The sequence below is a fragment of the Ralstonia sp. R-29 genome, from assembly GCF_049913345.1.
In the GTDB taxonomy this organism is placed as follows: domain Bacteria; phylum Pseudomonadota; class Gammaproteobacteria; order Burkholderiales; family Burkholderiaceae; genus Ralstonia.
The window spans coordinates 864899-890139 of record NZ_CP184377.1 but is presented as its reverse complement, the minus strand read 5'-3'; the positions used below and the strand labels follow the sequence as shown (position 1 = coordinate 890139).

21 protein-coding genes are annotated in these 25241 nt (G+C 64.1%); 9 read left to right on the top strand and 12 right to left on the bottom strand.

Going from position 1 to position 25241, the window contains the following annotated elements; all coding sequences use genetic code 11:
- Positions 1–8: 8 nt before the first annotated feature.
- From ACN9M1_RS04200 to ACN9M1_RS04185, 4 genes are read left to right on the top strand one after another with little or no spacing between them, the layout of a single operon-like run.
- Entirely contained in the window at positions 9–854 is an 846-nt protein-coding gene (locus ACN9M1_RS04200) for an ABC transporter substrate-binding protein (RefSeq protein ID WP_426397653.1), read from the top strand.
- A gap of 56 nt (positions 855–910) precedes the next feature.
- Positions 911–1606, top strand: coding sequence for an amino acid ABC transporter permease (locus tag ACN9M1_RS04195; protein WP_426397651.1), 696 nt, complete (start codon positions 911–913; stop codon positions 1604–1606).
- Between the two features lie 2 nt (positions 1607–1608).
- Complete coding sequence (locus tag ACN9M1_RS04190) at positions 1609–2301, top strand: amino acid ABC transporter permease (protein WP_426397649.1); 693 nt, start codon at positions 1609–1611, stop codon at positions 2299–2301.
- Positions 2298–3047: an amino acid ABC transporter ATP-binding protein gene (locus tag ACN9M1_RS04185; RefSeq protein WP_426397647.1), complete on the top strand. Its 750-nt coding sequence runs from the start codon at positions 2298–2300 to the stop codon at positions 3045–3047. Before ACN9M1_RS04190 ends, ACN9M1_RS04185 begins: the two co-directional genes overlap by 4 nt.
- Positions 3048–3118: 71 nt before the next feature.
- Here ACN9M1_RS04185 and ACN9M1_RS04180 read toward each other — a convergent pair whose 3' ends face one another.
- The 9 genes from ACN9M1_RS04180 to ACN9M1_RS04140 form a co-directional block, all read right to left on the bottom strand.
- Positions 3119–4051, bottom strand: a complete 933-nt coding sequence (locus tag ACN9M1_RS04180; protein WP_426397645.1) for a glutamate/aspartate ABC transporter substrate-binding protein — start codon at positions 4049–4051, stop codon at positions 3119–3121.
- 90 nt (positions 4052–4141) lie between these two features.
- Positions 4142–5410: a D-amino acid dehydrogenase gene (locus ACN9M1_RS04175; protein WP_426397643.1), complete on the bottom strand. Its 1269-nt coding sequence runs from the start codon at positions 5408–5410 to the stop codon at positions 4142–4144.
- 1032 nt (positions 5411–6442) lie between these two features.
- Positions 6443–7813 carry an exopolysaccharide Pel transporter PelG gene (gene pelG / locus ACN9M1_RS04170; RefSeq protein ID WP_426397641.1) on the bottom strand — a complete coding sequence of 457 codons (1371 nt, stop codon included), beginning with the start codon at positions 7811–7813 and terminating at the stop codon, positions 6443–6445.
- Positions 7813–9438, bottom strand: a complete 1626-nt coding sequence (gene pelF / locus ACN9M1_RS04165) for a GT4 family glycosyltransferase PelF (protein ID WP_426397639.1) — start codon at positions 9436–9438, stop codon at positions 7813–7815. The genes pelG and pelF overlap by 1 nt, the downstream gene beginning before the upstream one ends.
- A 5-nt stretch (positions 9439–9443) precedes the next feature.
- Positions 9444–10430 carry a tetratricopeptide repeat protein gene (locus ACN9M1_RS04160; RefSeq protein ID WP_426397637.1) on the bottom strand — a complete coding sequence of 329 codons (987 nt, stop codon included), beginning with the start codon at positions 10428–10430 and terminating at the stop codon, positions 9444–9446.
- Positions 10431–10450: 20 nt separating this feature from the next.
- On the bottom strand, positions 10451–11917 hold the full coding sequence (locus ACN9M1_RS04155) for a PelD GGDEF domain-containing protein (protein ID WP_426397635.1): 1467 nt from the start codon (positions 11915–11917) through the stop codon (positions 10451–10453).
- Positions 11917–12477, bottom strand: a complete 561-nt coding sequence (locus ACN9M1_RS04150; RefSeq protein WP_426397634.1) for a penicillin-binding protein activator LpoB — start codon at positions 12475–12477, stop codon at positions 11917–11919. Before ACN9M1_RS04150 ends, ACN9M1_RS04155 begins: the two co-directional genes overlap by 1 nt.
- An 81-nt stretch (positions 12478–12558) precedes the next feature.
- A complete protein-coding gene (locus ACN9M1_RS04145) occupies positions 12559–16605 on the bottom strand; it encodes a tetratricopeptide repeat protein (RefSeq protein WP_426397632.1) in 4047 nt (1348 codons plus the stop codon).
- On the bottom strand, positions 16592–19423 hold the full coding sequence (locus tag ACN9M1_RS04140) for a bifunctional glycoside hydrolase 114/ polysaccharide deacetylase family protein (protein ID WP_426398796.1): 2832 nt from the start codon (positions 19421–19423) through the stop codon (positions 16592–16594). Before ACN9M1_RS04140 ends, ACN9M1_RS04145 begins: the two co-directional genes overlap by 14 nt.
- A gap of 486 nt (positions 19424–19909) precedes the next feature.
- Between ACN9M1_RS04140 and ACN9M1_RS04135 the strand changes: the two genes are divergently transcribed.
- On the top strand, positions 19910–21226 hold the full coding sequence (locus ACN9M1_RS04135) for a hemolysin family protein (protein WP_426397630.1): 1317 nt from the start codon (positions 19910–19912) through the stop codon (positions 21224–21226).
- On the opposite strand, the gene ACN9M1_RS04130 is transcribed toward ACN9M1_RS04135, so the two are convergent.
- The 3 genes from ACN9M1_RS04130 to ACN9M1_RS04120 form a co-directional block, all read right to left on the bottom strand.
- A complete protein-coding gene (locus ACN9M1_RS04130) occupies positions 21166–21651 on the bottom strand; it encodes a carboxymuconolactone decarboxylase family protein (protein WP_426397628.1) in 486 nt (161 codons plus the stop codon). The genes ACN9M1_RS04135 and ACN9M1_RS04130 overlap by 61 nt on opposite strands.
- Positions 21581–22099 carry a MerR family transcriptional regulator gene (locus tag ACN9M1_RS04125; RefSeq protein ID WP_426397626.1) on the bottom strand — a complete coding sequence of 173 codons (519 nt, stop codon included), beginning with the start codon at positions 22097–22099 and terminating at the stop codon, positions 21581–21583. The genes ACN9M1_RS04130 and ACN9M1_RS04125 overlap by 71 nt, the downstream gene beginning before the upstream one ends.
- A gap of 141 nt (positions 22100–22240) precedes the next feature.
- Positions 22241–22468, bottom strand: a complete 228-nt coding sequence (locus ACN9M1_RS04120; protein ID WP_426397625.1) for a signal peptidase — start codon at positions 22466–22468, stop codon at positions 22241–22243.
- 328 nt (positions 22469–22796) lie between these two features.
- On the opposite strand from ACN9M1_RS04120, the gene ACN9M1_RS04115 reads away from it, so the two are divergent.
- The 4 genes from ACN9M1_RS04115 (at position 22797) to ACN9M1_RS04100 (ending at position 25238) form a co-directional block, all read left to right on the top strand.
- Positions 22797–23081 carry a hypothetical protein gene (locus ACN9M1_RS04115; RefSeq protein WP_426397623.1) on the top strand — a complete coding sequence of 95 codons (285 nt, stop codon included), beginning with the start codon at positions 22797–22799 and terminating at the stop codon, positions 23079–23081.
- A gap of 247 nt (positions 23082–23328) precedes the next feature.
- Positions 23329–24111 (top strand): MipA/OmpV family protein, encoded by a 783-nt coding sequence (locus tag ACN9M1_RS04110; protein WP_426397621.1) that lies wholly within the window; start codon positions 23329–23331, stop codon positions 24109–24111.
- 123 nt (positions 24112–24234) lie between these two features.
- The gene (locus ACN9M1_RS04105; protein ID WP_426397619.1) at positions 24235–24465 is read left to right on the top strand and encodes a hypothetical protein; all 231 of its coding nucleotides are present in this window, start codon (positions 24235–24237) and stop codon (positions 24463–24465) included.
- A gap of 287 nt (positions 24466–24752) precedes the next feature.
- The gene (locus ACN9M1_RS04100; protein WP_426397617.1) at positions 24753–25238 is read left to right on the top strand and encodes a hypothetical protein; all 486 of its coding nucleotides are present in this window, start codon (positions 24753–24755) and stop codon (positions 25236–25238) included.
- Positions 25239–25241 lie beyond the last annotated feature (3 nt).

The following is a 25241-nucleotide window of genomic DNA, read 5'->3' as shown; positions in this document are numbered from 1 at the left end:
AAAACTCGATGAAAACAACCCGACGTCTGACGCAATGTGCCGGCGCTGCCGTCCTGGCCGCTGCCACCCTGATCGCCACCACCGCCCATGCCGACCAGGTTACCGACATCAAGAAGAAAGGCGAACTCGTCTGCGGCGTGCTCGGCACCGACGAGCCGTTCAGCTTCCTGAAGGACCCGATGAGCCGCGAGATCGTCGGCTATGACGTCGACATGTGCGACGCCGTGGCCAAGAGCCTGGGCGTGAAGCCGGTGCTCAAGCAACTGGCCGTGGCCGCGCGCCTGCCCGAGCTGCAGCAAGGCCGCGTCGACCTGCTGGCCGCCTCGCTCACGCACAACAAGGAGCGCGAGGCGCAGATTGATTTCTCGGTCTCCACCTTCATCACCGGCCAGAAGGCCATGGTGAAGAAGAGCAGCGGCATCACGTCGCTCTCCCAGCTCGATGGCAAGAAGCTCCTGACGGTCAAGGGTTCGACCATGGAAGCCAACATTGCCAAGGCCATCAAGAACGCCGACGTCGTCTCCTTCGACAACAGCCCGCAGGCGCTGCTGGCCCTGCAACAAGGCAAGGGCGTCGCCTACGTGAACGACGAAACCACGCTGATCGGCAACATGGCCAAGATGGGCCCGGCCGCCAAGGACTACGCACTGCTGCCGCAGAACCTGTCGACCGAACATCTGGCACTGGGCATCCGCAAGGGTGAACCGGCCTTCAAGAAGCAGGTCGACGACGTGCTGCTCGGCATGGAAAAGAGCGGCGAAGCGCAGAAGCTGTTCGACAAGTGGTTCGGCCCGAAGACCAAGATGGCCTTCCCGGAGCGCACCTTCAAGATCTCGACCGACAAGATCGATTAACAACAAGTCGGGCCGCCCGGACCGGGTCAGTACCAGCGTCCGGGCGGTGAATCCCCATGCCCCAATTTGATTTGTCGATGCTGCTCTCGGGGCAGTATCACCAGTGGCTTGTCAGCGGTTTTCTCCTGTCGATCAAGCTCTCGGTGCTGGCCTTCGTGCTGGCGCTGCCGCTTGCCATCGTGGTTGCGCTGCTGCGCCTGGCGCCGGCTGCTCCGCTACGCGGCATCGGCCAGACCTTCGTCGAGGCCATCCGCAACGTGCCGCTGCTCGCCCACATGCTGTTCTGGTATTTCGGCGCGCCGCAGATCCTGCCGGAGTTCATCCGGGACTGGCTCTACAGCATGAACTACGAGGCCGCGAGCGCCGTGATCGCGCTGGTGCTCTACACCGCCGCCTATATGGCGGAAGACATCCGCAGCGGCATCCGCTCCATCCCGAAGGAACAGCTTGAAGCCAGCCGCGCGCTGGGCCTCTCGTTCCTGCAGGCGATGCGGCTGGTGATCCTGCCGCAATCGCTGCGCGTGACCGTACCGCCGCTGGTCAGTCAAACGTTGAATCTGTGGAAGAACTCGAGCATCGCCATGGTCATCGGCGTGGCCGAGCTGATGTACCAAGCGCAGCAGGTGGAGAGCGCCACCTTCCGCGGCTTTGAGGCATTTGCCTTTGCCACCGCCGCCTATCTGACCATCTCGATTGCGATCACGGTGTTCTCGGCCTGGTATCAGCATCGCTACCCTGTGCGGACGCTGTAGCCATGCTCGATCTCATTCAAACCTACGGCATCTATTACCTGATCGGCCAGTACCCGAACGGGCCGCTGGGTGGTCTGGCGCTGACGTTCCTGCTGGCATCGGCCGGGCTCGTGCTCGCGCTGCCGGTGGGCATCCTCCTCGGCCTGTGCCGCGTCAGCCCGATTGCCGTGCTGCGCTGGCCGGCCACCGCGCTGGTCTACGTGGTACGCGGCACGCCGCTGCTGATGGTGATCTTCTGGGCGTATTTTCTGCTCCCTACAATCACCGGGCACCGCACGGATCAGTTCAGCACCATGCTGACCGCGCTGGTCATCTTTGACGGCGCCTACCTGGCGGAGATCGTGCGCGCCGGCATCCAGGGCTTGCCGCGCGGGCAGATGGAGACAGCCCGCTCGCTCGGCCTGTCGTACATGCAGGCGATGCGGCTGGTGATCCTGCCGCAGGCACTGCGCAACATGCTGCCGTCGCTGGTCAATCAGTTGGTGTCGACCATTAAGGAGACCTCGCTGGGCTACATCATCAGCCTGCCCGAAGTGTCGTTTGTGGCGGGGCAAATCAGCACGGCCGTGATGGTCAAATCGGCCGAGGTGTATGGCCTGCTCGGCATCAGCTACTTCGTCATGTGTTTCAGCCTGACGCGCGTGGCGTTCTATCTGGAGCGGCGCCTTGCAGCGCGCGCCCCATCCAAACCATGAACATGATCACGATCGAACACGTCGACAAGTGGTATGGCGATTACCACGCGCTGGTCGACGTCAATGAAACCGTTGCCAAAGGCGAAGTGGTGGTGGTGTGCGGGCCGTCGGGCTCGGGCAAATCCACGCTCATCCGTACGCTCAACCGGCTCGAAGCGATTCAGAAAGGCCGCATCACCGTCAACGGGCACGACGTGCATGCACGCGGCGTGGACGTGAACGACCTGCGCAGCGGCATCGGCTTCGTGTTCCAGCAGTTCAACCTGTTTCCGCACCTGACAGTGATGCAGAACTGCACGCTGGCGCCGGTGCGGCTCAAGCGCATGCTGCCGCAGGAGGCGAAGGACTTTTCGATGAGCCTGCTCGAACGCGTGGGCCTGCCGCACAAGGCAGATGCCTACCCGAGCGAGCTGTCGGGCGGCCAACAGCAGCGTGTGGCGATTGCCCGCGCATTGGCGATGAAGCCGCCGGTGATGCTGTTTGACGAACCCACCTCCGCGCTCGACCCCGAAATGGTGAACGAGGTGCTGCAGGTGATGAAGAACCTCGCGCGCGACGGCATGACCATGGTGTGCGTGACGCACGAAATGGGCTTCGCGCGTGAAGTGGCCGATCGCGTGCTCTTCATGGACCAAGGTCAGGTGCTGGAGCGCGCCACGCCGGAAGACTTTTTCCAGCGTCCGCAGCATCCGCGCGCGCAGCGCTTCCTGGCGGATATTCGCTCGCCGTGGAGCATGCCAACCTGAACGCAGGTGCAGCGCAATGAAAAACGGGGGACGCGATGTCCCCCGTTTGCTTTGATGCGCGACAGCCGAGCTTACTGAATCGCCTTGTCGCTCGGGTGTGCGTACAGATCCTTCATGCCAGCCGTCATCGGGTAGTTCAGGTTCAGACCCTTCGGCGGAATCGGCGACAGGAACCACTTCCTGTACAGCGCGTTCGCCTTGCCCGATTTCATCAGATCAGCAATCACGTCGTCAGCCACTTTCTTGAACGCCGGATCGTCCTTGCGCATCATGCACGCGTAGGTTTCGGTTTGCAGTGGCGTACCGGCCACCACCCAGTCGGCCTGGTTCTTGGCCTTGGTGCGCTCGCCGTACAGCAGCGGCTCGTCCATCACAAACGCAACGGCGCGGCCCGATTCCAGCGTCAAAAACGCCTGCCCATGATCCTTGGCGAGGATCAGGTTCATCTTGTCGCCCTCCTTCGCCTCGCCGTTCATCTTCTGCAGGATGCGGTCTTCGGTCGTGCCGGCGGTGGTCACCACGGTCTTGCCCTTCAAATCCGGAAAGTCCTTGATGCCTGAATCCTTCTTCACCAGCATCAGCATGCCGTAGATGAAGATGTTGTTCGAGAACGCGACCTGCTTCTGGCGCTCCAGGTTGTTGGTGGTCGAGCCGCACTCGAAATCGATAGAACCGTTCTGGAGCAGCGGGATGCGGTTCTGCGATGTGATCGGCGTGAGCTTGACTTGCAGCTTCTTGCCCACCGCCTTCTCCACACCGGCGACGATCAGGTTGGAGATCTCTTGCGAGTAGCCGGTGATGGTATTTGCGTCCGCCTGGTACGAGAACGGAATCGACGATTCGCGATAGCCCACCGAGATCACGCCCGATTGCTTGATCTTGGTCAGCGTGTCGTTCGACTGCGCCTGCACGCCGGTCGACAGTGCTGCCAGCGCGCCGGCAGCGGCCAGCGTCAGACAACACAGGGTACGTTTGGTCGAGTTGATCGAGTGCAGCGTCTTCATGCTTCCCCTCCTATGGGATGTTCGCTCCGGACTACGTTGACTACCAAATGGGCGCGCGCTGCGCGCTCGGTCTTTTGAATCTGTCTTACGTCACGCGGCCAGTGCATACGGCACTGGAGAAATCGCGGGCTTGCGGCCGGCAATCTGATCGGCCAACAGGCCCGCACTGCCAAGTGCCAAGGTGAAGCCCAGCGCGCCGTGGCCGACGTTCAACCATAACCCTTCCACCGGCGACGCGCCCACCACCGGCACGCCCGTGGGCGTTGCAGGGCGCATACCAGCCCACGGGGCCGCATCGGCGCCTGCGTCGGCGGCACGCATCGCGCCTGGAAACAGCGCGCGGGTTTCGTCATACAACGTCTGCACGCGGCGCGTATCGAGTGCCGTCGACCAGCCCACCAGATCGGCCATACCTGCCACACGCAACGTGCGCCCAATCCGGGCGTAAACAATCTTGCGCGCGGCGTCCGTCACGCTGATCACCGGTGCAGTATCACCCTCGCCCAGCGGAAGACTAATGCTGTAACCCTTGAGCGGATACAGGCCGACATCAATGCCGAGCGGGCCAAGCAGCTTGGCGCTCGCCACCCCCGCGGCCATCACCACCGCGTCGGCGGCAAGCTGTTCGCCATCGGCCAGTTTGAGGCCGCGCACGCGCCGGCCCTGGGTCCACAGCGCATCGACACCGGTGTTGAAGCGCAGCGTCGCGTTCGACATCTCGCGCAGCCGGTCGAACAGGCCGATGCAGAGCTGGTGGCAATCGGCCACATCTTCGTCTGGCGTGTAGATGGCACCGACGATCTGATCGCGCACGCCGGCCAGGGCGGATTCATGGGCGATGGCTTCGTCCGCCGACAGTGCATGTTGTTCGCAACCGAGCGTGGCCTGGTAACCGACCTGTGCGCGGGCGGATTCGAACGCAGCCGCATCGCGATGCACCACCAGCTTGCCGCGGCGGGAAAAGCTGAACGCCAAGTCCGGCGATGCCTCGCGCAGCGCTTCCATGCGCGTGCGGCTGTAGAACGACAACGCCAGCAGCTCACGCGTGGTGCGGTCGGCGCGTTCACGGTTGCACGCCGCAATAAAACGCAACCCCCAACGCAGCAACGCCGGATCGAGTGAAGGCTTCAGCCGCAAGGGCGAATCGCGGCGCAGCAGCCAGCCCGGCACATGCGAAAGCACGCCAGGGCCCGCCAGCGGCGCCACGTAGCTGTAGCTCAACTGGCCGCCGTTGGCATAGCTGGTGCCCTCGCCCGGGCCCGGATGGCGTTCGACCAGGGTGACCTGGTGGCCTTCCTGCGCCAGCGCGTGGGCCGTGCTGATGCCGATGATGCCGGCGCCGACTACTGCGATTTGCATGAATACGCTGCCACGTTGAAGTGAATGGATGGCAGCTTACGGATGCGGGAGGCTGTTGCGCAAATGCGGAGTTGTTGGGGGGGATGTTGTGGGGCTATGGGTGAAGGGAAGGCGGTGGACTGCGGCGTATGGCGGATTTTGCTCGGCGCTTGGGGCTTGGACTGGCACGCATGACGGTTTACCACTCATGGTTGAGCCTCGGACTGCCATGCCTGACGGTTTACCACTCACGATTGAGTCTCGGACTGTCATGCGTGACGGTCTACCACTCACGATTGAGTCTCGGACTGTCATGCGTGACGGTTTACCCCTCACGGTTGAGCCTCGGACTGCCATGCGTGATGGTTTACCACTCACGATTGAGTCTCGGACTGTCATGCGTGACGGTTTACTGCTCGCGGTTGGGACTCGGACTGTCATGGATGACGGTTTCGGGCTCGCGCTTGGATGTTTTTGGTTTGCCTCCCTTTCGTCCCCTGCCGGGGCCGACTCACTTTCTTTGCCTTGCCAAAGAAAGTAAGCAAAGAAAGGCGCGCCCGAGATGGCGACCCATCCCTTGAATTTCCGTAACCGGGCGGAGGCCGGGAAAACTCGCTTCGCTCAGACAGTTCCCGGCCTTTTTTCCGCCCGCTTACGAAAATTCAAGGCGCCATCAAGGGCAGGAACGTCAAAGGCCAAACCGGCGGCACACTAGGGCGAGCGTAAATGCGATTGGTTGTGGCGCATGGCGGCCCGCACCATGGGGACGAAGTGGCGCGCTGGCAATCGATGGTTTGCTTCTCCCTGCCCTATGCGGCGCCTTGAATTTCTGTTGCAAGGAGGAAAAAAGAAGGGGAACTGTCTGAGCGAAGCGAGTTTTCCCCTTCTCCTCCTTGCGACATAAATTCAAGGAGGGGGTCGCCGCATCGGGCGCGCCTTTCTTTGCTTACTTTCTTTGGCAAGACAAAGAAAGTGAGTCAGCCCCGGCAGGGGATGAAACAGGGGATGAACCACCAACATAAAAACCAAGGCCCAACAGCCACCACCCCTTCATCACTGCAACATAAACGTCTCGTACTCCAACCGATCCAACTTCCGATCCAGAATCACAAGACTCGCCATCACAACGAGCAGTAGAGACACGGCAAACCCATACCCATACCAAGCCGGCCCAAGCTGCAGGGTAATCCACGTCAACACGCCGTTCAGCACGACAAACGCAGCGGTGAGCGCCAGCACCACCCGCCGCCGGTCCAGGTAGAAGAAGATATTCACCACGCCCAGGAACACCACCTGCAAGCTCGCAGCAATGGTGTCCACGTACAGCAGCGGCAGGTAGAGCTCCGAAATCTGCAACACCCGCAGCACCGAGGCGCCGACTGCAAACAGCACCAGCGCCGCCATGGCCTGGATCTTCACGATTTCGTACAGGCCCGCGCGGATGGTCTGCACCATCGTGTTGCGCATGTCTTCGATGTGCTCGAGCGACGCCCCGCCCCGCACGGCATCGTAGAACGCGTCGTAGTACTCGACGAAGTCCGTTTCGATACGCACGAGGAACACGGCCATGCCCGGGATGATGCCGAGATAGGCCAGGAACACGGGAATGTCATAGATGACCGATGCGTTCAGCGGGCCAACGACTTGCTGCCCTGTGCCCGGCGCATACCAGAACATGAACTTGTCGAGCCAGATGCCGAGGTTGTACAGCAGCCCGATCATCATGAGTGATGGATAGGCGAACCGCTTGTCGAACACCTCGAACGAGAGGAAGCGCCGCCCGCTGAAGTTGCGGTAGATGAGCCCCGCCATGCCGATCAACAGGCACAACTGCCCGAGCACGAAGCCCAGCAGCAGCCCCTCCAGCCCCTCGCGATTGAACAGCAGCGCCAGCAGCACCGTGAGCGTGTAGCCGATCAGGAACAGCCAGACGATGGCCTTGTACTGCTTCATGCCCGACAGAAAGATCACCGCGATCCAGATGTTGGCCATGACCACGAAGCCCGCCAGCATCAGCACACGATAGATGGCCGATTGCTGCGGGAACGCGAACAGCACAAGGAGGAGGCCCAGCCCACCTGCAATCAGCGTCATCACAAACGACACCGCGTGGTAGTTCGGCAGGACAAGATCGTCGCGCTTCTCGAACAGGCGGTCCGACGTGAAGCGGGTGAAAGCGAGTTGCAGCGGCCCGGTCAGGATCAGGCTGACGGCGATCAGGTAGGTAACAGACACCTGGAACTGCGTGATGAGCGAGCCCGGAATCACGAACGGCAGGCTCAGGATACCGATCAGCAGAATCCCGACGATGGACAGAATCCACGGCCCCGAGCTGATGATGCCGGCGTAGGTATAGGCACGCAGCAGCCCGAGCAGGCTGTCGCGCTTGAGCATCTTGCGCAGTTCAAAACCAATGCCGGCCATCAGCGGGCTCCCTTTTGCTGATTCGGCGGATTCGGCTGATTCTGCTGCGCGTGGTGTGGGCAGGCTGCGGCGGCAGTCTTGGTGCCGTGCTCGGTGCTCAGGTCGGGCATGTTCTGCAAGCGCGTGTACAGCTCGCGGTAGCTGCCGACCATCATCTCTTGCGTGTAGTAGCGCTCCACGCGGGCGATGCCGGCGGCCTGGGCTTCGCGCCAGCGCGACTCATCCCGCAGCAGCGTGAGCACTTCGGCAGCCAGCGCCGCCGGGTCGGCAATGCGGACCACGGCACCGGCTGCGCCCAGTGCGGCGTCGTCGCCGTCCAGGCCAAACAGGAGTTGCCGGCACGAACCCACATCCGTGGTGACCGACGGCACGCCTGCCGCAAACCCTTCCAGCACCACCAGCGGCAGCGCCTCGCTGATGGAGCTCAGCACCAGCACGCCCACCTTCGGCAGGATGTCGTCGATCTTCTGGAAACCGAGGAACTTGATGCGGTCGCCCAGGCCCAGGCTTTCGGCCAGGCTGTGGCACTCCTGCGCGTATTCCGGGTCTTCGTCTTCCGGGCCGGCGATCCAGCCTTCGGCGTCGGGCATCTCGCGCGTGATGGTCAGCATGGCGCGGATGAAGGTCTTCACGTCCTTGATCGGCACGACGCGGCCGATCAGGCACATCACGCGCGGCACGCTGGCCGGGCGCTTGTCGCGCAGCGCAGCCAGGCGCGGCAGATTGATGCCGTTGGGGATGTTACGGGTCTTCGCTTCCGGCGCGCCGTCAATCACTTGCCGGCGCCGGTTGCCCTCGTACAGCGCGATGATGTCTTCGGCGGCGTCATAGCAGACGCGGCCGATGGTTTCAAAAAAGCGCACCCACAAGTCGCGGAAATAACTGATCTGCGCGATGTCCTTCTCGAAGATGCTGCGGTTGTCGCGGATCCACTGGCTCTGGAACAAATCGATCTTGCGTTCCTTGGTATAGATGCCGTGCTCCGACACCAGCAGCGGCCGCCCGCGCTTGTAGCGCAGCAGTGCACCCAAAAAGCCCGCGTAGCCCGTCGAGATGGTGTGGAACACCTTCACCGGGATCAGGTTTTCCGCAATGCGCACGAGCTGCCACAGCGGCTTGTGCATGATCCGCACGGTCCAGAAGTAGTCCGTGAACGACGGGTCGGTGCAGTAGCGCCGGTAGTAGTCCGTCATCATGGTCCACGCGCTGTGGCTGTAGAGGAACTGCTCCTCGGCCAGCGGGCCGTCGTCGCGCAGGTCAGCAATGGAGGCGCGGATCAGGTCGGCGGTGTCTTCCTTGTGGGCGGGGTTGCGCAGTGCGTCGTGCAGCTTGCGCGAACGCTCGAAGGCGGCGGCATCTCCCCCGCTGGCCTGCACCAGCGGCGGCGGCGGAAAGTCGTACAGGTAGTGGCACTCCAGGTGCACCACGTTGTCGGGCAGGGCGTAGACAGGCTTGCCGTAATCCTCCCGGCGGCTGCCGATGAAGACGATGGCAAAGCGGATATCCGGAAACGCCCGGATCATCTGGTTGACCCAGCTCGACACCCCGCCGCTCACGTAAGGGAACGTCCCTTCGAGCAGCAGCGCGACGTCGGCGGATTCAGCGCGTGGAAAGTGGTCGCTCATGACACTTAGGATGTCCAGTAACGCAGCAGCGGGCGCAGCAGCGGCAGCGGCGATCGGCTGGAGAACTGCGCCAGCGCCGCACGCGCGCCGGCATAGTCCTGGCGCAGGAAGCAGGCTTCGGCCAACGGCGGCAGCAAGCGGTCACGCGGAAAGCCGAATCGCTCCGCCTCGCGCAGGTGCGCCTCGGCCACGTCGGGCTCGCGGCGTGACAGCGCCAGCCGGCCACGCATGTACCACAGCGCAGCGTTGTCGGGTTGGATGTCCAGCGCAGCACTGGCGTAGCGCTCGACCTGTTCGGCGGTATAGCGGTACACGTCGCCCTGGACGAGGTTCTGGTAGATCAGCTCCCAGTACAGGTCGGCCAGGCGCTTGTTGATGTCGTAGTGGGCCTCCGGCGTCACGGCTTCTTCCAGGCGCGGCAGCTCGGCCAGGATCTTCTGCATCAACACCTTCTCGGCGTTGTCGAGCATGCCGTAGGCCAGCAGGCGGATGTCGTCCACCGGGTCGGCCAGCAAGTCACGCAGCACGGGGCTGGCGGTGCGCGTGGGCATGGATTGCATGGCCACCAGCGCGGTCATGCGGCTTTGCACGGGCGCACGCTCATTGCTGAGCTGCGCGCGCAGTCGTGCGCCGCCACCATGCGTCACGCGCGAGATCAAATGCGCCACGAACACCGGCAAGCCCACGTCGGCAATGTCCTTGTCGTCTTCCGGCTTGGGGAACAGCTTGGAGAGCAGCAGACCGCCCAGCACCAGCACCCCGCCCGCCACCGGCACGAAAAAGCACAGCGCGGTCAGGTAGCCATACGTCCAGACAAACGGCACCCGGTAGCGGCGCGGCAGCAGGCGCCACGCGGCCAGGCCGATCAGCGCGGCGGCGGTGCCCTGCAGCAGCAGGCACGACAGCAGCAGCGCCAGGCTGTTGCCGGCATGCAGCACCATCACCACCGCCGCAATCTGCGCTGAGATACCGCCGAGCGTGAGCTTGAACATGGTCCCGTGTGCCTCCGCCGTCAGCCGTCCAGATGGCAGCGCGCCAGGAAGCGCACCAGCGCCTCACCCGGGTGCTCGCCGGTCACGTGCAGTGTCTGCGTGCTGATGTGCGCCTGCTCGAAGCCCACACCAAACTGTGCACGCAAGCTGTCTTCAATACGCACCAGATAGGCCGACACGGCACCCGCGCCCGACAGCGGCATCAACGTGACAATGGCGCGGCGTGCCTTACCGCGCACCTGCCAGACCACGTCCAGCGCACGGCGACTGCGCAGCACGCTCTCGAACAGCGCATCGCTGGCTTCGTCTTGGTTAAAGATGAGCGCCACCACCGATGAATCGATGCCCGTATCGCGGTGCAAGCGCGCCAGGCGGCCGAGGTCGAGCGCAAATTCGTACGGCGCATCGGGCACGAGGTCGAGGATCTCGGAGCTGACGGTCAGGTGGCGCACGCCATCGGCGTAGTAGCCGAGCAGCACCAGCAGGAACTGCAGGTTTTCGTACGACAGCGAGAGAAACGGCATCTGCTGCACGACCACGATGCCGATCAGCTCATCCGCCCCCGACAGCACCGGCGCGCACGCCACATAGCGCGAGCCATCTTCATGGCGCAACTCCGGCGCCTGCGGGTGGCCAAGCGTGTGGGTATCGATGCAATGGCGGATCAACGGATCATCGGCAACGATCTCGAACGGCGCGCCCACATGGGCCACCGGTTCGGTGTCGACGTGGTTACCTGTGACACGCACCATGGCGGCCACTTCCAGTTGGCAGGCCTGCGCCGCCCATTGCAGGAATTGCACGGCGCCCGGCAGTTGCGCTACGTCGGGTTGGTTGTCACCGGTACCGTGCTCGCGCGCGGCCAGCGCAATGTTGCGCAGTTGCGTGAGCGTGTCGCGCAGCGTGGTCGGCTTGGCCAGCAGGTCGTTTTCGAGGCGCTCGTGCGACAAACGCAGCAGGAAGTGGTTTTTGGTCAGCGCCGCCAGCCGGTCGTTCAGATAGCCGTTGACGGTGCGCGCGCGTGAGAGGCGCGCCCCCCAGATGTCGCCAAACTGCCCGCCCACCAGCACGAACATCAGGCCACCCAGGAAGTACATGCGCGGGAATCCCCCCGCAGCCTGGCCGTAAAACAACCACCACGCGGCCAGCACCACCAGCGCGGCCAATGCGCCCAGCAGCGTGCCGTAGCGCAACGCCAGAATGAGCGGCACCAGCCAGACCCACGGGAACCCATAGCCCAGCAGCAGCGGGTTGGCCGGCGAAAACAGCCAAAGAATGCCGATGGCCACCACCGTCGCACCCAGCGTTTCCAGCACGGCCGTCGGGCTCTGGCCTGCCGATAGGGCCGGCGCCAGCAGACGCCCATACCAGGTCGACGCGCCAATACCCTGCGCATTGCGCCGGCGCTCAGTGCGTCGATCCTGGCCGCGCGAATCGACCGCCTGGGCCGCCGCCGAACGCTCAGGCTGTGCAGCGTCGGCCTTCATCAATCCCGACCCAGCGGCGAGAGCAACTGGCGCAGCAGCTTCTGCGCCACGGCCGACACCGCATCGCGGCTCCAGCCCGTGCGGCTGCCGGCAGCGCTCCAGATCACGTTGCCGCTCTGCACGTCGATCACCTGCAGCGTGATGCCGACGGCGGGTTCGCCATCCACGCCGACCTTGTAGCGCCATTCCTCCACTGCACCGGTCAAGGCGTAGCGCGCCTTCTCGCCACGCGCCCAGTCGAGTGCGCGGGCCACGGCTTCACGCTCGGCCGGCTCGAACAGCGATTCACCGTTCAGGCTGGCCGGATATTGCTTGAGGTTGGTAAAACCGCGCGCTTTCAGGATGCTCGACGCGATGGCCTCCGCGCGCAGGCCAGCCTGCGGCGTTTCGGTGTAGTTGACGATGGGCAGCACCACCCACGCATCCGATGCGCTGGTGGCCGGCGCGCGGCCGCTGTCGACCACCGCGCAGGCAGACAGCGCTAGTGCCATGCCGATACCGGCGGCCGCCGCCAGCCAGCGCCGCCGGCCAGCCTTCATCGTGTTGAGCGAGGGTGCCATCGCGTTCTCCCTAGATGCGTTCGTTGTGTGCTTCATATCGTGTCTTTTCCCCGGGCGGTGTTCTTGTATGCGTCAGGTCTGTCAGTAAAGCCAGCGGTAGCGCAGGCCGATCTCGGTCATCGGCGACGTGCCGGCGCGCGTGATGGAAGCGTGCTCAAGATACAGGGCCAGATGGTCGTTGCCGAACACGCTGCCGGCCACACCCAACTGAACCTGCGTGCCCATCCCTTCGCGATTGTCGTGCAGCAGGCCGACATCCATGAACGGACGCCACGCCCGCGTATAGCGATCCAGATAATCCATACCAAACCCGAACAGCACCCCGAACTGCGCAAACGAGCCGGGCATGAACTGGTTGATGTTCGGCGCCGCATCGCCCGGCACCAAGCGGCCAAGCAAGGCGCTCGGGCTGCCCGACGCGTTGTAGCGCGCGTAAGTGCCCACCACGCGGATCGTGTAGTCCGGATATTCCACGCGGAAGCGGTGGCCGATCTCGCCATCGAACACCATACCGCTGCCCAGGAACGAGCGATCCTGCCCATAGAAGCGATCGCCCTCTACCCGGGCGCGGACGTACTGGCGCTGCGTCAGGCGCCAGTTGCCGCCAATCGACACCAGATCCTTCACGCCGCCCACGCGCAGTTGTGGCGTTTCATTGGCAGGCTGGTTACGGCCGACCGAAACTTCGGTCGCCAGCGGTCCCGTTTGGCCCAGCAGGCCATCGAGCCGGAACGCCGTGAACGACGCCAGCCCCTGGCGCCAGCCGACCGTGCCCTTCCATTGCGTGTTCTGCGTCTGGTATTGCGAGATCCAATCGACACTGCGGTCTTGCGCGGGCACGCCGGTGAGCTGCGTGTCGTCGGTCGAGCGTTGGTTACGCTGCGTTGCGCGCACCAGCATGCTGGTGTGATCGGTGATGCGGATGCCGGCGGCGGCGCTGCTCTCGAAGTACGTGAGCGGCGCCTGCTTGAACCACGTTTCGCGCGGCTCCAGCGCCTGCGCATTGGTCAGCAGCGTCTCTCGCACGCGCTCATGAAGTTGTTCGTCATCGGGCGCGGTGGTCAGGCCCTCGAACGCCAGGCGTTGCGCCTCGCCCAGCCGGTCCGTCACCACATTGGCGTCGATGCGGTTGTAGAGCGGGAGGCGGTCTGCGGTGTCGTCCAGCAGGCGGTTGAGCGTTTGCAGATCACGCTCGGCCAGGGCGATGGAGATTTCGGCGTAGGCCGGCCGCGTCATGCGCCGCGTGTATTGCTGCAGCAGCCATGCGCGCGCCAGGTCGTTTGCTTCGCGCGACAGCGCCCAGCCGAGCGCGGCCTCCTTGGCGACGGCGGAAACAAGCTGGTCGCTCACGCGTGCTTGCTTGCGCGCTTGTTCCCGATGATTGGCGGGCGTTTCCGGCGGCTCGGGCGGCAGGACGTCGAGATCGCCCAGTTCAGATGCGGCGACGGAGGCACGGCCGCCTTCGCGTGCTAGCTTGCTTGCACGGCGGTCATCGCGCAGCAGCTCGATCAGCAGACGCTGGGCAAGATCCCCCGATCCAAAGGTTTGCGCCAGCGACACGCGCCGGGCGCGCAATTCGGTGCGAGCGTCATCGTCCGCAGGCACAGCATCGTCATCGCCAATCGTCACGCGGGTGCCCGCGCGGCGGTTGTTGGCGGCAGCCTTCTCGCCCTTCCCGCCCTTTGCGTTCTGACCATCGGCGCGCCAGAGCAGCCACCACGCCTCGCGGCGCAGGCGCCATGCGGCATCGGCCTGGCCAGCCATGTCGCGCGCATCAGCATAGGCGAGCAACCACAGCGGATCGTTCTGCATCGACTTGCCCTGGCGGCCAAGGAAACGCAACGCGAGGTTGGCATCGAACAACTGCAGGCCTGCCGCGGCATAGGCGCCCCAGTAGACGGAGTCGTTCTCGGCCTCGCCACGCCACAACGCCAGGGCGCGTTTGAGGTCGTCGTTCTTGCCGGAATCGAGCAGCCCCCACAGGTAGGCGGCCTTCACGTCGCTGCCGGCGTCGGGCAGCGAAACCGCGCGGCGCAGGTCGCCCATGGCGGCAGCCCATTGGCCGCTCTGGCGGTAGTACTCGGCGCGGGCACCCAGCACGCCTGGGGATTGCTCCGCCGCACGGCGCTGCTCGGGCGTGAGCGACGCGAGCAGCCCTTCGATACGGCGGAACGCGCGTGCACGCGTGTAGTAAGAGAGCGCCTGCTGCAGGCGGACCATCGCGCCGTCCTTGCGGAAGGCCAGTTCAGCCAGGCGCCCGGCATCGATCGGGCTGGCATCGTAGAACTCGATCATCGATGCCAGGTCGTCGGGCTCCGCGTTGCCGCCAATCAGCAATTGCCGATACGCCTCGCGCGACAGGTCATCGCGCTGGTTCAGCCGTGCCAACTGCGCGAAGGTGCGCCAGTACAGATCGTCCGTCGGAGAGGCCACCTTGCTGGCGACCTGCATGGCGGTCAGCGCCTGCTCGAACTGGCCGCGCACGTACAGCATGTTGGCCAGCTTGAGCGCATAGCGCGCGGATTGTGGCGCATTCGGGCCGAATTCCTTTTGCAGGCGCACGTAGGTGTCGTAAGCCTGATCGTCCTTGCCCGCGCGTTCGGCCAGGATGGCGTAGCGCTCAAGAATCGCCTGGCGGTGCGGCCCGCGCGCAATGCTGTCCAGATAGGCGAGCCCTTCCACCGGCTCACCCAGCCGCTCATACGCCGCGATGACCTGGTCGAGCAGCTTCATGTCGCCGGGCTGGCGGCTAGCCTTGTAACGCAGGGCGGCCAGATAGGCGTGGTCTTCGTTCAGCGCGGGCGCCAGGCGCAGGACGTTCTGCCAGGCCGCGTCGTCGCCGGTGGATTGCGCGTACGCCAGCCAATAGTTCAGCGCCGCCATCGGCTGATGGTTCCATTCGGCCACCTGGGCGGCGCGCTCGGTCCAGATCTTGAGGTCGGGGCGTTGGCGCACGGCGGCCTCGGCCACGCGCAGGGCGTCGTTCAAGTTGCCGCTGCCCATGAAGACGCGATAGGCGAGGTCGTAGTCGTCCGCATTGAACGGCGCCATGCCGCGCGGGCTGGGCTGCGCGCCGCCGGCTCCGCTGCCCTCGGTGCCTTTATCAGCGACGTGGCGGATGCGCGCGGCGTGGCGCTGGCGGCGGGCGAGCCCTTCGGGGCCGTCCATGAATAGTGCGTCGGCGGGGGACGGCAGCGGCTCCGGCCGGCCGGCAAACGCCCAATCGTGGCGGGCCATGCCGCTGGCCAGGGCGATGCCCTCGCCTGCCTGCCGCCACGTCAGATGCAATAAGCGGCGCGCGTACTGGTCCGCCAGGTCGGGCCGGTTGCACGCCATGGCCAGACGCGTAAGAAAGCGCAGCGTTTCGGTGTCGTCGATCAGCGGGCCGACACGGCGCTGGGCTTCGGTCATGGCCTCGTCGAACAGGTTGCCACCCTGCAGCGCCTGTAGCCCGGCAATGAAGTAGCGGCGCTGCTCGTCGAGCGATGTCGCAGCCGCCTGGGCGGCAAAGTTGGCCGCTGCGGCCGCACGGTATTCGCCCACGCCAAGCGCGATTTCCGCCGTGCGGGCCTGCCAGTGGGTGGCGTGGGCCACGTCCTGCTTGGCCAGGCGCTGGTACAACTGCACGGCAATCGGGCCCAGGTCCAACCCGCGTGCCTTGGTGGCCAGAATCTCCAGCTCGGCCACCGTCCACTTGAACCCCAGCGCCTGCTTGAGCAGGCCGCGCAGGTCGTTCAGCAGCGCCACGCGTTTCGGGTCGGTCGGCTGCAGCGCATAGGCCCGCTGCTCGCGGATGGCGATGTCGAGCAGCAGCGCCTCGCGCTCCAGCGATGCGTCGTGCAATGCGCGCATGCGGGCGACCATGGCTTCGGCTTCTTCCAACCGGCCGGTACGCACGTACTGGGCCGCCAGCACGCTCAGAAATTCGCCGTCGTTCGGGCGCACGCGCAGCCACGCTTCCAGATACGCCACCGACAGCGCATCGACCTTGCCGCCTTCCAACAGGCGCGCCTCCAGGCGCTCACGCGGAAACATCAGGGCGAGCGCCAGCCCGACCAGCGCGCCAAGCGTGCCGATCAACCAGGGCGACAGTAGCCGTTCGCGCGGGGTCAGGTCAGCAGACCACATCGATACGTTGGTAGGTCACGGTTTGGGCGGCGGCGCCGTTCAGGTCGACGCGCACGCTGTTGTCTTGCGCGCGGGCGGTACGTGCCGGGCTGCCGTTGACCTGCACCCGGCAAGCCCCCACATTGGCCAGGCGCACGAACGGCTTGTAATAGCCACCCGCCTCGAACGACATGCCGTTGCCGCTACGCGCAAAGCTGCGCACAAACGCCGCAGCTTCGGCAATGTAGGCTGGCTTGGCGGCCTCTGGCGCGGGCGTGATGCCAAAGCGTGCCGCACCGTCGTCCAGGTGAATGTAGATGCCGCCGGCCGCCCCGCTCGTTTTCCCGTAGCCGACCACGCCTTGCGCATCGGTCAAGCGCGGCGTGCCGGACGCCATCCAGCGCAGTTCGCGCAAGTCGCCGTTGCCACGCACGATCCACGCGTTCTGATCGTCGACATCGCGGGCGACGGCCATGTCGCGGAAGTCGAGCACTTTGGACACGTATTCGGTGGAATAGATCGGCATCACCGGCTGCGACAGCGCGTAGTCGTAGACCTTCTTCAAGGCCTTGAGCGACGCAAGCTTGGTGCCCGAATACATGTGGTAGTAGATGTTGATCGGCTTGAAGCGATACGGCGTATCGGTCATCTGTAGCGTTTCAATCAGGCGCTCGAAACCGTAGTACGGCCCCGTCCAGTCATTGGTATAGACGTTTTCGTTCTGATTGGGCGCAAACACCTGGTAAGCGCCGGGCCCTTTGTCGATGCCGATGGAAGCGATGCTTGTCCACGACGGCGAACTGCGCGTGATGGTGGTGTCCCCACCGTTCATGTTCACCACACCGGCTTGCCATGCCATGCGGACGGCCAGCTCAGGCGGCTGGCAATCACCCGACCATTGCACGATCTTCACGCGCTTGCCGGGCGGCGCCAGACGCTCGTCGATGTAGTGGATGGAGCCGGCAATCTCACGGTCCAGATTGAACTTGTAACCGGGAATGGTCAGCGTGAAAGCCGTGTCCCCGCCGCCTGCATCCTTGCCCGGGCCGGTCGCCGAACTCTGCACCGTGCGGCTCCAGTCGAACGGGTGCGAGTACGTGTGCGTGCCAAGCTCCACGTACGGCAGCGCAAACATCTTGCGCGCAATGGCTTCGAGCCGCGGCGACAGCTTCGGATACAGCCCGGCCGCCCCCACCTCTCCTTCAATCACGGACAGCGTGGTCGGAATGCGGTACTTCTCCCACACCTCTTGCTGCAGCACCTCGCCCGGATATTCGGGGCCGGGAAATTCCGCTCGCGAGGCAAAGCCATCGCCATCCACGTGCACGAGCATCAGACGGCGGCCATTCTCGCTGGTCAAGTCGGGAATGGGCATGTCGGGCAGCGCCAGCGCGCGGCGCAGAAACTCCATCGGCTGCACCACCCAGCGCGCCTGGTCGATCTTGTCCATCGCAAACACCGCATATGGATTCAGCACGTAGCCGCCCCAATCGGTGATGGCAGCGGCGTCGAACTGGAAGTTGCCCGACTTCAAGCGCAGCAGCGATTGCCCATTCGCACCGACCTGGACCGGCTGGACTTCATAGCGATCTGGCCGGGGGGCCATCTCGAAACCCATGATCTTGTCTTGCGAGACCACTTCCAGCGGCGCCGTGGCACGCCCTTGCACAAACTTCAGCTTGAGCAGGTTGGCCATGCTGGCATCCGCCGGCAGCCCAAATTGGTTCATGAAGGCGATGCGCACGCCATCGTGCATGCGCTGCCTCACCCATGATGTGAGCGCCGCCACGTGGCTGACCGAGCCCGAGTTGACCCAGACCACCACGCCGGCATAGCGATCGGGCGGCACGTCGGCAGGCAGCGGCTTGTTGATATCGGCGTACTCCACGTCGTAGCCGAGAAAGTTCAGGGGCATCGCAACGAAACGCACGCCTTCGCTGGTCTCGATGGCGTAGCGCAGGTCGCGCTCCTGCAGGATCAGCACCTTGCGCGGCAGCACCTCGATGCGGCCCACGCCAATGGTCGAGAGCGCCGGGTCGGTCACATACGGAATCAACCCTTGCGCCTTGATGCGCTTGGCCGTGTCGCGCGCGCAGGCGCGGTCGGCCGGCGGGCAATAGTCGATGGCGATCACGGGCAGGTGGTATTCATCGCGGATCTTGCGCGCCTGACCCATCAGCCAATCGCGGTCAGCATCGCTCACCACCTTGTATTGCTTGGCGCCCTGGTCCCAGCCGCGATACAGCGATTCAAACGCCACCGCATACGCCAGGTCATGCACCTGCGGCAGGATCTCGAAGCCGCGGTTGAAGACCAGCTTGGCGTCCGGGTAACGCGCCTTGATCGCGCGGATCACGCGCACCATGCCCGCTTCCTGCTCCGCGCGGGCCGTATCGTTCTTGGCGATGAGCTGGTACGAATCGAGCGTATCGAGGAAGAACCCGCGGTAGCCCTGATCCCACAGCGGCTTGATGACGTGGTCGACATAGAACGCCGGCCACTCGGGCTGGGCCTGGTCCACCACGCGCGAAGCCCAGGCCTCATTGCTGCCGGAGAGCCACGCCTTGGGCAGTTCCTTGTACCAGCGGCGCTGGGGCGTGACCTCGCCTACGCTCACATAGGCGAGCCACTGCGTGCTGGGCGTCTTGAATTGGGCGGGATTGAAATCGTGGTCAGGTTCCACCACCACGGCATCAAACGCGCGCAGCTGGCCCACGGGCGGTTTGTCGCCGTAGTACCACGCGATATTCGGCGCGCTGGCCAAGAGCAAAGATGCAACGTCAGACGCACCGGAGCCGGTGGTAGCAGGCGCTTGCTGGGCAAGCGTCATACAAGGCATCGACACGATGGCCGCTGCAAAAAGCGCCGCCAGTCGTGCCCCAAGCGGTCCGACCGCCCCTGCCATATTCCCCCGTTTCCCCCCGGTGCGCCGCTGTAAACGGCTGAGAACCCACATGAACTGCCACTCCGCTGTGCAACTTGATGCACGATAAGGCCGCTCTGCGTCGGCACTGAGGATGGGCGCATGAACCTGCGCTAGACCGGAACAGCTGCATTTTCTCTCAACCGCCAACCTGCAAACGCAGGCCCCGCAAGGCGATCGGGGCAGTCTGTCCGAAGCCGCAAGTATCGCCCATGGCACGGGTACACCGCAAACCACTTTTCGGTTCCCTCCCCCCACGGTAGGGCTTAAACAATTGTTTGAGATCACTTCAACTCACGGTGGTTTGACAAAGCGATCGGCGCTGCACCATGATCGTCCGAAGCCACTTTCCACGCGGCCCGGCAGTTGCCGCAGCGCAACGGCACGCACCGCCTCGCCACCATGTCCGCCCTGATTCTCCTCGCGCTCGTCCTGATCAGCGCCTTCTTTTCCGCTTCCGAGATCGCGCTGACGGCCTCCCGCCGTACGCGCCTTCAAACGTTGGCTGACGACGGCGACGCCCGCGCCTTGCGCGTGCTACAACTCAAGGACATGCCGGGCAACTTCTTTACCGTCGTGCAGATTGGCGTGAATGCCGTGGCCATCCTGGCCGGCATCATCGGGGACAGCCAGATCTCCGGGCCGCTGGCCGCCTGGTTGGGCGACTGGCTGCCCGCCGCGCGCGCCGAGCGCATCGGCAGCATTGCCGGCTTTGTCATCGTGACGGGGTTGTTCATCCTCTTTGCCGATCTGCTGCCCAAGCGCCTGGCTGTGCTCTACCCCGAGCGCAGTGCCTTGGCCGTCATCGGCCCGATGCAGACCTGCCTGCGCGTGCTGCGGCCTGTGGTGTGGCTATTCAACGGGGCGGCAGACATGTTCCTGAAGCTCTTCGGCGTGCCGACGCACCGTGTGGAGCAGATCACCACCGAAGACATCACCGCCATGGTGGGCGCCGGCGCTGAAGCCGGCGTGCTGCGCAAGCACGAGCTGACCATGATCGAAAACGTGTTCGAGTTGGAATCCCGCACCATCACCTCGGTGATGACCGTGCGCGATGAAGTGGTCTACTTCTCCATTGACGAACCGCTGGAATCGATCAAGAAGAAGATCATCGCCCAGCCGCATGCCGAATACCTCGTCTGCCGCGAAGACATCGATTCGGTGCTCGGCTTCATCGCCTCCAAGGACATCCTGCAGCAGATCCTGTCTGAAGAGTCATCGGCGGTGATCCGGAACCTGGGTAAGCACTACGACAAGAACCTGCTGGTGCTGCCCGACACGCTCAACCTGTCGCAGGCGCTGGCGCGGTTTCGCGAGATGCACGAGAGTTTTGGCGCGGTCGTCAACGAATACGGGCTGGTAGTGGGCGTCGTCACGTTGGACGACATCGTTGGCGCGGTCATGGGCGACATCCTCTACTTGGGCGAAGACGAGCAGATCGTGCGACGCGACGACGGCTCTTGCCTGATCGACGGCGTCACGCCGCTGGGCGACGTCAAGCGCGCCTTCGACCTGGATGACCTGCCCGGCGAGCACCACGTCGAAACCATTGCCGGGCTGGTCATCTACGCACTCAAGCGCATTCCCAAGAAGAGCGAAAGCGTCGACATCGGGCCCCTGCGTATTGAAGTGCTCGATATCGACAACCACCGCATCGATCAGTTGCTGGTGTCGCGGCGCATCGGCCCGCCGGCCGGCGCATCACCCACAGCGTCGTGAGCGGCAAACACTTCCTTGGCGGCAAACATGCCGTTGAGTGCCGCTGGAAAACCTGCGTATAGCGCCATCTGCAGGATCGTCTCGGTAATCTCCTTGCGAGTAAGCCCGACGTTGAGCCCCGCCGCAATGTGGACCTTCAGTTGCGGCGCTGCGTTGCCCAGCGCGGTGAGTGCCGCAATGGTCGCGATCTCGCGTTCGCGCAGCGTCAGGCCCGGGCGGCTGTAGACGTCGCCAAAACCAAATTCGACGACGTAGCGACCGAGGTCGGGCGAGATGTCGGCCAGGGCCTCGACCACGCGTTCGCCCGCCACATCATCGACTTCCTTCAGCTTTTGCCACCCCCGTGCATAACGGTCACTGTTCGGGTCGTTTTGCAGGTTGGCGTGGCTTGCGGCTTGCGGTGCGGCTTGTGCGATCAGCGTCATGAGCTTCCTCGTTCGGTTGGCGTTTTGATTTGCGAGTTGAGGAAGCAGAGCCCCGCGCGCTTTCCGCGGCTTCGATCTGTGCCCGGATGCCGTCGTAGACGACAAGCTTCACGCGCAGCGTAGCCAACGTTTCGGCCCGCGCGCGCAGCTCCGCTTCCAGCGCCGCCGCATGCAATTCCAGTATGCGTTGGCGCGCCGACACACTTTCCAGACTGTCGCCCTCGCGTCGCAGCGCAGCGTACTGCTGCATCTGCGCGATCGGCATGCCGGTATCGCGCAGGCGCAGCAGGAACTGGAGCCACGTCATGTCTTCAGCACGGAAGACGCGATGGCCGTTGTCGCGCCGCTGCACGGTGTCGAGCAAGCCGATGCGCTCGTAATAGCGCAGGGTGTGCGTCGACAGGCCGGTGGCCTCTGCAACTTGGGCGATGGTCAGGAAGGTGGTCATGAACGGAGCTTAGAAGTTAGAGCGCACTCTAAGTCAAGCGACTTTAGCGCGATTCTTTCTCGTCCGCCCAAAGAAAACGCCGACCCCCTAGTGAGGGGCCGGCGCCGTGGTGTGCAGAAAAATCGGCGGACTGGCGGGTGATCAGTTGCCTACGCCATAGGCGCTCTTGTCTTGCAGCTTGGGACGATGGTCGTGCTTCTTTTTCTTCTTAGGATGCGACGCCTTATCGCCGGCGGCCGGGGCGGCGGCAGCCGGTGCCGGCGCCGCGGCGGGTGCAGCCGGAGCGGCCGGAGCTGCGGGCGCGGAAGCCTGCGCAAATGCGCCGGCGCTAAAAAGCGCAGCCACGAGGGTGGTCAAGAGCTTATTCATCGAGTTGTCCTTATCAGAAGAAGAGACGAGATGGCGTCATGCGCGGGCACCGCATGGGCATGACCCGCCCATCAGCAAGCAGTCTGGTTCAGGCCCCTGCCGTTGTCCAATCTCGCCCTTACGATACGCGTGCGGTGGGCCGACGCCTTGACGTGTCTCAACCCGCGCCCATTGTTACGCGCGCTTACATCGTCAGCAGAACGCTTACAAACAGCGGTGCACGGGCTCGCGATGTGGGGCGTTTTAGGAGGCATGGATCGCAATATGGGACGAGATCCATGTATCTGGAGTCCCAACATCCCGCTTGATGAATCTGAAGGAGTCTCACATGAAAGTCGCTCAATCCCTGGCCGCTCTGATCGTTGCTGGTGCTTTCGCAGCCCCCGTGTTCGCCGCTGGCACCGCCTCCGCACCGGCTGCCGCACCGGCTCCGGCCGCTGCTGCTGCGACGACGGCGACCACCGATGCCGCTTCGGCCCCGAAGGCTGAAGCCAAGCACGAGAAGAAGCACGCCAAGAAGAAGGCCCAGAAGACGCAGAAGGCCGCTGCCAAGTCGGAAGCCAAGACCGACGCTGCTCCGGCTGCCAAGGCCGCTGAGCCTGCCAAGCAATAAGGCAGTCACGCCATGAAGAACGCCGGGAGTTTCCCGGCGTTTTTTTTGCCGCCTAGCACCGCATCAACGCAGATGCGGTAGACGCTTCGCCCCTTCCATCTGCACCGCCTGCGTAATACCGACGACATCCGGGTCACGGTCATCAACCGCCGTCGGGAGCCGACGCTTGCCGCACTGCGCCCCATCATCCAGTTCCCATAGAATGACGTGCCCGCCGCATTTCCCGGCCTCCAATCCGCACACGTCCATGTCCGTTTCGCGCGCCCTGCCCAGCCTTGCTCTTGCCTGCCTGCTCTCCATCGCGGCCACCTGTGCCGCCGCCAACGAGGCGAGCGAAACCAGCGACTGGAGCATCGCCATCGGCCCGTCCATCTACATGGCACCGAAATACCCGGGCGCAAAATCGAGCTTCGTGTTTCCGTGGATCGATCAGGAGATCGAATACAAGCACCGCTTTTTCTCCAAGGGCATGGACTTCGCGGGGGTGTACCTCGCCAATGACGACACCTGGCAGGTAGGCGGCAACTTCCAGTTCGACCCGACCTGGCGCCACGCGCACGACGATGCGCGGCTCAATGGTCTGGGCAACGTCAACGCCACGGTGCGCGCCAAGGCGTTCGCGCAATACACGGTGTCGTTCCTCACCCTGTCCACCGATGCGGAACAGGACATCCTCGGCAACCGCCAGGGCCTGATCGTCAATGCTGATGCGTATGCCAGTGCGCCGCTTGGGCGGTGGCTGTTCAGCCTGGGCACCGGTGTGTCGTGGACGAATGGCCAGTACATGCGCACGTTCTTCGGCGTGGACGATGGGCAGAGCGCGCGCTCGGGTCTGCCGGGGTTCGCCACACATGCCGGTGTGCGCGATATCCACGTCAACGCCATCGTCACGTGCAAGCTGGACGACCGCTGGACGGCCAACGGCTCCGTCACCGTCGCACGCCTGCGCGGCGATGCGGCTGACAGCCCGATCACGCAGCGCCGCCAGCAGACCACTGCCATGGCGTCACTCACGTACCGCTTCCGCTAAGGCCACGGCATCGCCCACAAAGCGCACGCATGTGCTTCAACCGATCACTCCTCAAGGTGACAGCGGTCTGCGCTTCAACACCATCCTGACCAATGAACTGGCGCAGCCTTTCCAGCCCGCCCCATGGTCGATGCGCTCGCCGTCCGTTCGCTGGAAGGTGGCATCCGACAAAATCATGAGGGTGGCATCGCACAAGTACGCTCTGGGGGCGGCCGCGGTGCAGGCGTTCCGAACGGCTTCATCGCGCGACCGCTGGAATTTGGTGCAGAAGCGTTAGTCGATACCACGCCGGATCGGACTTTCAACTGCAACTTGACGAGCCTGGAAGCGTTCGCGCACCAGCTTGGCGCGTAGGCGCGGCGCGCAATCGGTTGCGGCCCGGCAGGCCGGATTTGCCGTGGCAGGCATTTACGCACCTGAGAATCACCCATCAAACCAGAACTTCGGGCGGCGTGCATCTCACCCAAACGGATCATGCCCCTTTTTCGCAACAGCGCCTGCGGCACACGTGCGCAAGCGGTCTGGTTTTTTTGCTAGTCTGTTCGGCAAGCAAAGATTGGTTCTGATCGAAGCGCGCTCAACGCGTGCTGTCTGCGGCAAACCCGTGGCGCACGCGCAGGGCAAAACAGGAGGGCCTTACCATGTTGCGGTGGATTGCAAACTGGGCATTGAACCAAGCCCCCTCTCCCGAAAAGCAGGCCGAACGCGCACTGGGCGAGTTGCGCATGGAGCTGTATCAGGCCGAACAGCGCGTGCTCGACGCGCAGATGCATGCGGACTACTACCGCGCACGCATCACCTTTCTGGAAGACGTTATCCGCAAGGGCATTGAACGCGTCTCCGATCAGCGCAGGGGCAAACAGGAAAGCACGCACGCACTGCGCGCCGGGCTCAAATTCACCGCCGAGCTGTGGCGAGAATCCCAATCCCATCTGCAAACGCCATCGCGTGATGCGCAGTTGCTGCGGCGGCGCACGGCAATGTCGTTCATGGAACAGCACGACGCGCCGGCGGACGGGCATCGGGAGCCCAAGCTCCATCTTTCCGAGATGCCCGCAGGCTCGCACTTTGAAGGCAACGTCAATCCGCTGCCACAAGCCAAGCACGTGTCGCCGGAAAAGCTCTAGTCA